Here is a 13,703-nt window from a genome sequence, read left to right as displayed (position 1 = left end):
TGGCGCGATAGACGCCGAGGGCAACGTCAACATTATGGGTGTAACCGCAGTTGATGAGACCGGCGGAATCGCTTCCGACGGCGCGGTGTCCATAACCGTTGGCGGCGGTGCTGCGACTCTTACCGGCAACGTGTACGGCGATCTCGGAGTGACGGTGACGGCTGACTCGGTTAATGCCACGGGTTCCCTGAACGCCGAAGCAGGGAGCGTTTTCGTGTGGGCTGACAACGGCGCGGCGACCCTTGCCGCAGTGACCGCAGGCATTGATGTGACTGTGGTTTCCCAGACCGACGCCGTTACCCTAAACGGTCTCGTGACCGCAGGCGACGATGTAACGGTGGGCGCTTCCACCGCATTGGATGAGAACGGCGGAATCATTGCCGGCGACGCAGTGACGCTGACTTCCGCCCTTTCCACGGTCACGGTTGACGGCGCGATTGAGGCAGGCGGCATTGTCACCACCGTGGCCCAGACCGGGCTTGACGTCAACAACGACATCACCGGCGATGGTGGAGTTCTTCTCACCTCCAACACCGGCGACGTGGCGGTTGACGGCGACATCCGGGCCTTTACGGAAGGCGTGATCACGATTGCCGCCACCACGGGCAACATCAATATAGGCGGCGCGGCGGCTTCCTCGCTGACCACCGACAACGGCCTCATCACCCTTACTTCCGGTAACCCCGGAACGGTGATACTTGGCGGAACCACCAACGTGGTTTCCACCGGCATAGGCGGCCTTGACGTGAACGCCGGAACGGGCTTCAACTCCCTGGCAGGCGGACAGGTCAACGTGGGCGGAACGGTCGCCATCAACGTGACGGACGGCGCTGCGACGCTTTCGGGCAACGTGTATGGCGACATGGGAGTGACGGTAACTGCTGATTCTGTAAACGCCACCGGTTCACTGAACGCAGAGGCGGGCAACGTCAACGTGATGGCCGACAACGGGGCTGTGGCCCTTGCTGCAGTGAATGCGGGCTTCGACGTTATGGTTGGCGCAAGCGACACGGCCACCCTTAACGGCCTGATTACTGCGGGCGACGATGTAACGGTCAACGCCCAGAACGCGGTGAACGAGCTTGGTGGAATAGCAGCTGACGGCGAAGTATCCCTCAATTCGGCTACCAGCACGGTTGCGGTCACCGGGGCCATCGACGCAGAAGGCAACGTTGGGATCGGTGCGGTTACGGGCGTGACTGAAGCCGGTGGAATCGCTTCCGACGGCACGGTCGCCATCAACGTCACCGACGGACCTGCGACGCTTTCGGGCAACGTGTACGGCGATCTGGGTGTGACAGTGACGGCCGATTCGGTGAACGCCACGGGTTCCCTGAACGCCGAGGCGGGCAATGTCAACGTTCTGGCCGATAACGGCGCGGTGGCCCTTGCGGCTGTGAACGCGGGATTCGACGTGACGGTGGGCGCAAGCGACACTGCCACGCTGAACGGCCTCATCACGGCAGGCGATGATGTAACGGTCAACGCACAGAACGCTGTGAACGAGCTTGGCGGCATCATCGCCGACGGCGACGTGACCCTTGCTTCCGCGACCAGCACGGTTGCGGTCACCGGGGCCATCGACGCAGAAGGCAACGTTGGGATCGGTGCGGTTACGGGCGTGACTGAAGCCGGTGGAATCGCTTCCGACGGCGCGGTGGCCATCAACGTGACGGACGGCGCGGCGATGCTCTCCGGCAATGTTTACGGCGACCTTGGAGTGCTGGTTAACGCCGACTCCGTCAACGCCACCGGGTCCCTCAACGCCGAGGCGGGCGATATTGTTGTCACCGCCGACAACGGAGCAGTGGCTTTGGATGATGTCAGCGCCGGAGGCGACGTTACCGTAACTTCTTTGACGGCCAACGTAGACCTGAACGGGCTGGTGAGCTCGGGCTCAAGCGTGATGGTCACCGCCGAGACCACCCTCAACGAACTGGGCGGCATTCGGGCCCTGGTTGACGTCGGACTTGTTTCCAACACCGCTGCAGTCAATCTTGTCGAAGCGGTTGCGGCAGGCGGCAGCGTGACCGTTATGGCCGAAACAGCGGTGGACGAGGACGGCGGAATCAGCGCAGGCGGCATGGTGCTCATTAGCGCCGACAACGGCCCTGCCGACCTTTCCGGCGATGTTTACGGCGATCTCGGCGTCATGGTGATGGCTGACTCCGTCAACGCCACGGGCCTTATCGAGGCCGAAAGCGGGGACGTCATCGTGCTTGCCGACAACGGCGCGGTGTCCCTGATGGAAGTCACCGCAGGAAACGACGTTTACGTGACATCCGCGACCGACTCGGTCACTCTTGACGGGCTCGTCACGGCGGGCGGGCAGGTGGACGCCATGGCGTGGACCGATCTTTCCGAAAACGGCGGAATAATCGCCGGTGGAGACGTTGATCTTGTTGCCCAGAACGGCTTGGCCACCCTTGACGGCAACGTCGATGCAGGCGGCGAGGTCGATGTATTCGGCATGGACGGAGTGGAAATAGCGGCCAATGTCACCGGCGAGCAGGGCGTCAACATCCTGGGCATCAACGGTGATGTCGTCATAGACGGCGACATCCTTGCCCTTGCAGGCGGGCCCATCGATATCACGAGCGTTTCTTTCGACGTTCTCATTGCCCAGAACGCCGACTCGACAATTACAAGCCAGGACGGCGACATCGCGATTACCTCCGTAGAAGGCTCGGTGCTCCTGGGAACCGGAGCCATTGACGGCCAGATAGTAACCACCGGCACCGGCAACGTGGAAATCAGCGCTCTTACAGCTTTCACCGAAGGCGCGAGCGATGGAACCATAGTCCAGTCCGGCGGCTACATCGACATCGACCCGGCCACGGTCACCATCGCGGGCGGCGGCCTGCTGGCTGTGGGCGACATAGTGGTTGACGCAACCGACCAGATTGACGTGAACGGCAAGGTTGAAAGCCTCACCGGAAACGTTGACCTGCGCGTGACCAACAACAGCGCGGCTGCGGGAACCATCAACATCGCAGACGACATCATCGGCGGCATGGTGACCGTTGCGGTAACCGACACAACGGCGGGCGACGCCACCATCAACGTGAACGGGGCCACCAGCAACGTGGGCGGCGCGACGCTTCTCGATGCCGACAACGGCGTCATCAATATTTACGACACCGTTTCGGCACTCTGGAGCATCGAACTCACCGCCACGGATGCAATAAACCTGGGCGCTGACCTCTACGCCGGAACCAGCGTGTGGGTGGACGACGCCCTTACCCTGACCGCCAATGTGAACGTAACCGGCGTTACGGGCGACGTGCAGTTCGCCAACACCGTTGATACCGACGGAACCCCGTATGATCTCACGGTAACCGCAGGCGACTGGGCAATCTTCGACGGTGCGGTGGGAGTTGTGAACCCGCTGGGCGATCTCGATGTCCAGGCTGCCAACCTCATCGATCTCAACGCGAACATCGGAACCGCCGGAGCCTTCGGCGCGGATGATGTCACCCTGACCGGGCTCGTCAGCCTGGGCGGAAACGTCCATGCCGACGGCGATATAACCGTGAACGGCGATGTGCAGCTTTACGGCGATGACCGCGTGATCATTTCTGACAACGGCGCAGTCAACATCCACGGCGACATCGATCAGGCCGAAGACTCACCCGTTGACGTGGGACTCACCGTAAATGCGGCCAACGGCTCGGTCTTCCTGGATAACGTGGGCATCACCTTCGAGCCCGTTTTCCTTACCATCGACACCCCCTGGTCGGTCTTGAGGGGCGACATAAAGATTTGGGGCCCCATCACCTTCCAGGATACCGTCAACGCAGGCCAGAACTACGTCAACCTGTGGAACGACGTGTCCATCACGGCCAACTCCAACGTAAACGATGACATCGACTTCTCCGACGCGGACATCAACGGGGCCTTCGACCTATCGGTGACCAGCAGGAACGGCGATGTGGTCTTCGATTCCATCGGCCAGACCGTGGCCCTTGACAGTCTTACGGTGAACGCCAATGACGGAACCATCCAGTTGAACGACGCAGTGACCGTCACTGGCGAACTAACGCTGAACGGCATTAACGGCGTGATCTTCAACTCCAATGGCCTAATCCAGTCCGGCCTTGACATGATGATCGCGGGCGGGCCGGTGACGCTGCTTGTCGACACGGCGCTCACCTCGCTGGACGGCGACGTCACCATCGCGGAATCAGTCACCGGCGACTTCGCCTTTGACGTTACCGCTCCTCACGGCACGGTGACCCTGCACGACGTGACGGTTGACTCCCTCGACGCGGCGGGCGACAGCCTCCTGCTGGCAGGTGACATCACCACGGATGCGGATATGAACCTCCTGACCACGGGCGGGCTCATAACGATTCTGAACGACGTTACCCTCACCACCACCGACGGAAACGGCGGTAACGTGAATGTGGGCGATATGCAGGGCGAAAAGAACCTGACCGTTGATTCCGACGGCGACGTCACCTTCCAGGATGCCGGAATAGGAAGCCTCACCGTGATTGACGGCGTCAACGTGACCTTCTTCGGCGACTACGCCACCGTGGGCGACGTTACGGTTGACACCGACATCACGGGAGTGATTCGGACGGAGGTGGGCGGCTCCATTCAGGCGGGAGGCGAAGTCACCCTGGCCAATGATTCTGTCGGAGGAATACAGATTTACGGAGACATTACGGGCGCGCAGGGCGTTTCCATCACCACCGCCCAGGAAGACATTGATATCAGCGCCAACGTGCGGGCGCTCGGAACCGGTCCGCTGGTCCTCGACTCAGCAAGGCGCATTCTCGTCGAAAGCCTGGTCGAATCGGATACCGGCAATATTGACGCCACAGCCGGAACGAGTGTCCTTTTCGGAACGCCGGGCCGGATGCAGTCCAACGCCAATATCACCATCACGGCAGCCACCACCGGCGTGGGCAACATCGTGGAAACCAACCCCACCGACGGGGCCAATGAGATCATCGGCGGCAACATTACGCTCACCATAGCAAGCGGTGACGGTTTCATCGGCGATGCCAACGGCATGGCCATAGAGATCAATGCCAGAAACAGCCTGACGGCCACGACGCCCGGAACCGGAAGCATCAACCTCTGGGATTCCGACGATCTTGATATCATCAACGTTACTGCAGCCAACGGCCCGGTTTCTCTTGGCGCGGCTGGCTCCATAAACGCCAGGGGTATCAACGGCGCAGTCGAGGTGGACGGTAACTCCATAGCCCTTAACGCCGGAACCGGCATAGGCGACGTCCGCAGGCTCGACTTGGCAAGCCCGTACTACTGGATACAGACTCTCACCGGCGACATCAACGTGCATTCCGACGCAACCGGCCAGGGCCCCGTGAACGTTGGCAACATCAGCTCCGGCAGCATCGGCGATGATTCGCACACCGGCCACGGTGACATCCTGTTCACCCAGACCGGCGGCGAAAACCTGGAAATCGTGAACGCCGCCACTGACGACGGCGACATCTCAGTCATCAATGACAACGGCGACTTCCTGTGGCTGAACACCGTGACCGCAGGCGGAAACGGCGACGTGTTCGCCCAGACCACCACGGCCGGTTACATCAGGGTGATCGGGCCCATAACCGCTGATGCGAGCACCATCACCGTCGATTCCGCCGAGTACGTGCAGCTCTACGACTATGCCTTGAACGCGGTTGACGGCACCGTAAACGTGACCGCCAACGGGCTTGGCATGTCGGGAATCTGGGACCCCAACTTCTCCATCGACGAAGACATAACGGCCACCCACATCAACCTTGTGGCCCACGGCGGCGACGGAGTGCAGGACTGGATTTCGGTCACCACCCGCACTGTCTCCAGCGACGATTCGGGCGCGTCCATCACGGCCTTCAGCGATGGCCTTGATCAGTCCATCCACATCATCAACTACAGCGACACCGACGTCACGCTGAACGTGGCCACCACCGGCGCAGATTCCGACATCGAGTTCTACCAGGGTGCGGACCTTGTGGGCGGCGGCGATCTCATCGTCCAGAGCGCCACCACGGCCCTCGACCTCATCTGGCTCATCGTGCAGGACGGCGACATGTACGCCAAGCAGGTGATCGCGGGCGGTGACGGCTCCATCATGCTGGACAACAACCTCCCGGCCGTCACGACCGGCCCGTACGTCATCGAGCTTGGCGAAGTGACCGCCCTTGACGACGATGTCGCCATCGAAAACCAGGCTGGCGCTGTCACCGACGGCAACGGCTACATCAACAACATTACCAGCGACACCCTGACCATAGAAGCGCTGCACGGAATCGACACAGATACGGATGTCAACACCTACGCCCTTATCCAGACCACGGCTGGCGACATTGACCTCGACCAGATGGGCGACATCAACGTGGACGTGATAAATGCCGGTAACGGTGCGAACGACGTGACCATGACCGTAATCGACGGCTCCATCATAGACGCCACCACGGGTCTGGTGGAGAACATCACGGCCAACTGGCTTATCGTTGACGGCGCCGTCAATATCGGAAGCGGCGACGCCATCGAAACGGCCGTTTACGGCATCGATTTGAGCCATATAAGCGGCAACGCATACATCGATGAGACCGACGACGTGCTTCTCACCGCTGAGGTCGCAGGGGAACTGGTTCTTACCGCCGGTCTCACCAGCGGCACTGGCTCCATCACGGTGATACCGGGCAGCCTCTACACCGGAGGAGACGCCACCCTGATCGCGGTGGATGACATCAACATCTTCGGTACCGTCAACGTGGGCGGCACCTTCAACGCCTTTGCCGAAGACAACATCACGGTTTCCGCCGACGTGGTGGTGGGTGCCTTTGCAAACCTGTGGGCCGATTCCGACGCCTTGGGCGGCGGAACCGACATGAACGGCGACTTTGTCCAGAACGCGGGCAGCATAGTGGTCAACGACGCCATCTGGATCAACGGCGTCAACGTGGTCATGGCTGATGTGATTGCAGACGGAACCTGGAACATGTTCGGCTATGACCTGGGCATCCTGGTTACGGCCGGAACCTCGCTTGCCATAACCGACGGCCTGATCGAGACCACCGATAATCTGGGCGACATAGTCTTCGGTGTTGGAGGCGATGTCACGGGCGTAACCGGCGGAGCCTTCCCGTACGACGTTCAGGGAGTCCTTACCCAGAGCAGCGGCTCCATCATCCGCACTGTGGGCGCAGCCGACATCGTCGTGGGTGTTGTCGGCCCGGCGACCTTTGCTGGCGACATCGAGGCGGGCGACAGCCTGAATGCGGCGATAGCCGGAATGCTGACCTTGAACAACGTCACCGCCGCTGTGGGCATCTATGCCGACACCAACTACGGCGTAGGCATTAACGACATAGTGGTCACCGGCGACCTCGCTGCCGGAACCCTTGACATCGACCTTGACGCCTCTGGCGATATCGACGCGAAGTTCGCGAACATGTCAGCAGGCCAGGATGTGCTCCTCACTGCCGACTTCGGCATCAAGGTCGGCGGTCTCACCTTGGCCGGTCGTGACGTTACCTATGATGCTGGCAACAACATTGAAATCCAGGGCGACACGTTTGCCGACGAGGACATTTCCTTGACGGCGCACGACGGGTCCATCGACGTGATCGGCCTCATGGGCGCAGGCGGAAACGTTGTTTTTGACGCCAACAGGGTAACCAACGACGCCAACATCTTCGTATACGGCACCGTGCATTCCGACAACGGCCTGATTCAGTTCACGGCGGATGATGACATCCAGCTTTGGAACGCACTGTTGGGTACGTCGGAGAATGGTGGCGGGAGCATAACCCTGGTTGCCGATGTGGATATGGACGGCAACGGCGATATCAGGCAGACCGGAGGCTCCATCGAATCCGGCCAGGGCGTATTTATTGCCGGTATGGATGTAACCCTTGCCAACGTAACCTCCGACGGCCTTGTGAACGTGGGCGGAGTCGACTACGGGATACTGGTGATGGCGGGTGAGGACATCGTTTTGAACGACGGGCTCATCCAGTCCTCCGCAACCAGCGGCCCCATAGTGCTGGCCGCCGGTGACGATGTCGCCGGATACTTCGGTGCATGGGGCTATCCCGGCAACACCGGCTCCGTAACCCAGACTTCCGGTTCCATCATCCGCACCCAGGGCCAGGACAGCGTCCTGGTTGAGGCCAACGGCCCGGTGACCCTTGCCGGTTACGTTGAATCCGGCGACGACCTGTGGGCCGACGCGGCGGGAGCCATAGTGCTTAACGACGTGAACGCGGCGGGCGACATACTCGCCAGCACCAACTACGGCGCGGCCCCGGCCTTCGACATCACCGTTACCGGCGACCTGGCTTCGGGCAGCAACATCTACCTGGATTCCTCTGCGGCGGTCTACGTTGACGAGGGCTCGCTCTCGGCTGCCAACAACGTCATCCTTCTGGCCGACACCCTCATCAGCGTGGTGGGGAACGTCCGGGCAGGCAACGACGTGACCTACACAACAGCCGATGTGGGCGGTGTGGAAAACAGCATAACGGTGGAAGGCAATACCACCGCAGGAAACAACATCACCTACACCGCCGGGACCGAGGGACTTGACGACATCGAAGTTCGCGGCAACAGCGTTGCGGGAAGCAACATTACCTACACCTCTGGCAGCACCATCGGGGTGGTGGGCGACACCGAGGCCAGCGACGGCGACATCGTTTACACTGCTGGCGGGCAAATATGGGTCGAGGGCGACACCCACGCAGCGATCTCCCTCACCTATGACGCTGTTGACAACATCTCGGTGTACGGCGACACGCTGACCAACGGCAGCTTCATCAGCTACGATTCGGAAAACGGCGGAGTCTACGTGGACGGCGACACCAAGGCCGGAACCACACTGACCTACAACGCAGGGGCCAACATCTACGTTGATGGCGATACCGATGCCAGCGATCTTATCTCTTACGACGCCTTCAATGACATCGAGGTCAAGGGAGATACCGAGTCGCTGAACGGAGCGATAGCTTATGAAGCGGGCGACAACATCACCGTAGAGGGCGGAACCACTGCAAGCACCACCATCAATTACGCTGGCGACAATATAACGGTTCGGGGCAATACCCTGGCCCGCACCCAGTCCGTAACCTATAACGCGCTTGCGGCCATCGATGTGACCGGCGACACCGAAGCCGGGACCTTCGTTGCCTACGACGCGGCCACAGATATTACGGTGGTGGGTCATACATCAGCAGGAACGTCAGTGGCCTTGGATGCCGGAGACGACATCATGGTGATGGGCGACACAATGGCCGGAACCACGGTGACTTACACGGCCGTAAGCGATATCGACGCTCACGGAGCAACCATGGCTCTTGGCAACATCACCTTTGACGCTGGCGATTCCATCTATCTGATGGGTGGGGCCATGAGCGAAACCAATGTGACCTTTAACGCTGATGACGACATCAGGGTGGAATACGCCGATGTCGCGGCCGGAAGCGGAAACGTGAACCTTATAGCTGACGCCGAGCTTAATGGCACCGGCAACCTGACAATGATGGAAAGCACGATTGCTGCGGGCAACGGCGTGCTGCTGCAGGCCGGACGCCAGGGCGCCGATTCCATAATCTTGACCGATGTTACGGTTTCGGCCGGAGGCAACAACTGGATTCGGCTCTTGGGCGGCGGAAACATCAGCTTGGTCAATACCGAGCTCCAAGCATCCCATGTCAACGGCGAGATCGTGATAGCAGCTGGTGATGACTTGAACCAGCTCGCTTTCTTCCCGTATGCAACAACCGGAACCGTTACCATTGATTCCCAGAGCGTTGTTCGCACCAATGCCAACGCCTTTGTTTACGCCAATGGTAACATTCTCGAAACCGGACTCATCGAAAGTGCCAGGAACACCTGGATACTTGCTCAGGGCAATATAACGCTGGAAGACATCAATGCTGGCGGCGTCGTCAACATTGACAATGTCAACGTTGGAGCTCCCGTGGCCGGTACCGATGTCACCATAACCGGAACGGTTTCCGGCAAGGGTGGCGGTCTGGGAACCGCAGTGGGTATCCAGGCAGTTGATGACATTATCATGGAAAACGATGCCCTGATCGAGGGCAACACCGGCAACCTGGTGCTGATCGCCGGCGGAGACGCCTTCCTGGCAGAGCTGGATGCAGTGACTGGTAACATCAGCGTCACCGCAACCACAGGCCAGATCGCCGATGTCAACAATGTTGAGATGAACCTTATCGGAAACGTGGTGACCCTCGTAGCCTCCACCGGCATCGGCACCGCCAATGCCCTGGAGACGGCTGCGGTAACCCTTACCGCCAACACCGCCACCGCCAACGTGGGCATCACCGAGAGCGACGATCTCATTCTTGGCGCGGCGGGAGTCACCACCGGCAACGGCAACGTGAACCTCACGGTTTACGGCAACCTGGATGCCGCTGCCAACGGCGCGCCCATCCGTGCAACCGGAGGAACCGCAACGGTAACGGCAGGCGGAGTACTTAACGCTGGCGGAAACAGCAGGATAACCGCAGTCAACGCGGTGCTCACCTCAGGCCGCGGCATGACTGCCAACACCGACGTCACCAACATCACGGCGTCCAACACGGTGACGGGCAACATGGTCATCACCGAGTTTGACACAACGAGCGCCAACGGCCTCATCGTTGTGGCTCCGGGCCTTGGAAACGAAGGCGACGGCGGCATCACGGTGACAGTGAACACCGGCAATCTTACCGTCAACGGTCCGGTGCGCACTGAAGGCACGGGCAACATCAGCATGGCCACCCTGGCAAACGGCAGCAACATTAACCTGAACGCCCAGGTTTCCTCGGGCGGAACGGTCGGTGTGACAGCAGGAGCGGGCGGACTCATCAACCTGAACGAGGACGTTGACGGGCGCTACAACGTGTCCATCAACTCCAACATGACGGTGGTGGGCGTTGCCAACGGCGCGACCCCGGTCTGGAACGTTTCGAGCCTTTTGGGCGACGTGCTCTTCGCCGGAACCATCAACAGTAACGGCGCTGCGGTGCCTGCGGGCCTCAAGGCAACGGCCCTTGGCGGCAAGGTTACCTTCATGGGCGACGTGGGGACGGGTTCCCGCGTGGCGAGCCTTGATGTTTCCGCCAACCGGGGCATCGTTGTAAGCGAGGCGGCGGGCGACAACGTCATCACCATGAACGCGGTTAACAGCGTTATCCTGGTTGACGATGTTTCCAGCTCCTCCACGGTGGCCACGGGCCTCAACATTTCCACCAGCGGCGCGGCGAGCACCATCAACCTCGACACCGTTGGCGACAACACTCCGGTGACCAGCCTCACCCTCACCGTTCCCGCAACCGGGGTGATCCTCTTGAACGGCGACATCCAGGTTGCAAACGCGGTGCCGCTGAACGGCGACATCACGGTGAACGGCCCGGCAAGGCTCGTCCACGACGTTGACATGGACGCCACCGGCGACATCACCTTCAACGCGGCAGGCGGCGCATACGCCTTGGGCGGCGGACGCCAGATGGTGATCGATGCAGGCGGAAACGTGGTCTTCAACGGCGCGGTTATCGAGCTTGACGAACTCACCGTCGACGCCGACCTCGCCATCACCACCACGGTGCTGGGCACCATAAACATGCCGGGTACGGTGAATTTCGACGCCGGCACCACGGTCAACATCAACGCGGCCATCGGCAACACCATGCCTCCTGAGTCCGTCACCTTCGCGGCGGATGACCAGGTGAACCTTGCAGCGTCCATAACCGCAGTAAGGAACATCCTGTTCAACGATGAGGTCATGCTGCTTGCAGGCGGCGGCGACGTCACCTCGCTTAAGGGCGACATAACCTTCGTGGAAGATGTCTCCGGAGCCCAGGACCTGGTTCTCACCGCAGGCGAAGAAGACATCCTTGGGAATCTCATCACCCAGGGCACGGTAACCTTGAACACAGTGGGCTTAAACGGCGCCAACCCCACGCTTCTGGATGTGGACGCCAAGATCGCCCGCCTTAACGGAAACATTTGGGTGGATGGAAACGTGTTCTTCGCCTACGACCTTACCCGTCCGGGCACCGACACCACCATCCTTGAGCGCGACGTGACCATAAGCATCAACGGCGCAGCGGCTGACTCCGAGGTTGATTTCTTGAGCATCGAAGGCGGCCACTTCCTTAGCGTGGTTGCGACCGACAACGGCAACGTGGCAGGCGTGCAGCGTCACAACGTGCGCTTCCTTGGCGACGTAACCGACCTCACCGGCCTCTACGTAGCTTCAACCGGCTCCACCTTCTTTGGCGAGAACCGGGTGCAGTACACCGAAAGCGGCGTCCTCACCTACATCCCCGGCGGCATTACGGTTATCGCCGGTGACGGGGTTACCGACGGCGCACTGGATACAGCCATTGACGGAACCAACCACGACGAAGAGATCATCCTCGTTGCGGGCGGCGACATGGTGGCGGGCGGAAGCATAGACCTCAGGGCTGATGACTCGGTCCTCATCGACGGCGACGTGGTGGTGGGCGGCGGAAGCACCATCGTAATCATGGCCGACGCCGAGGCCGCACCGGATGGAACGGGCGATCTCATCATCGGCGCGAATGATCTTGCCACCATCATGACCACCACCGGCGTTCGTGACCAGGGCAGCCCCTTCGGCGACTGGAACGGCAGGAACGACTGGGCCATCGTCCTGGGCGGCGATAACATCTACATGGGCGGCGACGCCAACGGCATAGGCGCCAACGGCGGAGCCACCATCGTCACCCTGGGCGGCGGAGCACTCAAGTTCTTCGTCAACACCAACCGTACCGACCAGCAGCTTGGCCTGATCATCGGCTACACCAATTCGGTGATCCACGCCACCGGCGACGTCTACGTCGATCCGCCGGACGATGATTTCGTCGGTTACATCAGGAACGGCATCGACGTTCAGCGGACCGCATGGCGGCACGAGTGGGTTGACCAGACCATCAACTGCGTGAACCTCTACATTGAATCCGATCTGGATCGGGCTTATGATCCCAACGAGGGTGACAACGATCCGTTCGGCAACAACCCCTACGGCAACATCTACATCTGCGGCAACGCCAATGTCGCCAACGAGATCATTCTCCAGTCCAACCTTGGCAACATTTACGGCTGCCCCAACGGCAAAATAACCACAGGGTCCGACGCACACTTTGAAGGACAGCTCGTCGGCACCCTGGCGAACCCGCTCACCGTGAACATTGGCGGAACCCTTTACATTTACGCCCATGACCACCTCCTGGGAATTTCAGGAGTGCTGAACGGCTCGGCAGAGGACCTTGACGTCAATCCCAATACTCCGGGCCTCGTGCTCTTCAACGGAATATCCGTCAACCACAGGGGCGACATGGCCCGCGCTTACCACCAGGCCTCCATCCAGACCAACTCGGCCCTTGGAAACGAGGTCGGCACGGGTATCATCGAGCGCCTCCGCGAGGGCGGCGACTTCTACAACGGCGGATATCCTTGGGACAGGGAACTGCTGGACGTGCGCAACCAGATCGAGATCTACGGCGACAGCCTGTACATGCCCTACGCCGATCTCATCAGCGATGTCCGGCCCTGCACCTACACCGAGTATGAGGAGCAGCTCAAATCCCAGAAATAACCTTCAGATGGGCTGATTCAGCCTGACAGCAGCCGGAAAGGTCGCAAGGCCTTTCCGGCTGTTTTTTTCTGGCCATGTCGCGGAAATTCAAAAGGGCGTTAAGTGGGGT

At 60.5% G+C, this 13,703-nt stretch carries 1 protein-coding gene; it reads left to right on the top strand.

Translation table 11 applies throughout. From position 1 onward, the window contains the following. A partial coding sequence (locus tag HZB23_08685) for a hypothetical protein (protein MBI5844730.1) occupies positions 1-13,594 on the top strand: 13,594 nt, incomplete at its 5' end. Between the last annotated feature and the right edge of the window lie 109 nt (positions 13,595-13,703).

Source organism: Deltaproteobacteria bacterium, assembly GCA_016235345.1.
Classification (GTDB): domain Bacteria; phylum Desulfobacterota; class Desulfobacteria; order Desulfobacterales; family Desulfatibacillaceae; genus JACRLG01.
This window is presented reverse-complemented; position numbering and strand designations above follow the sequence as displayed.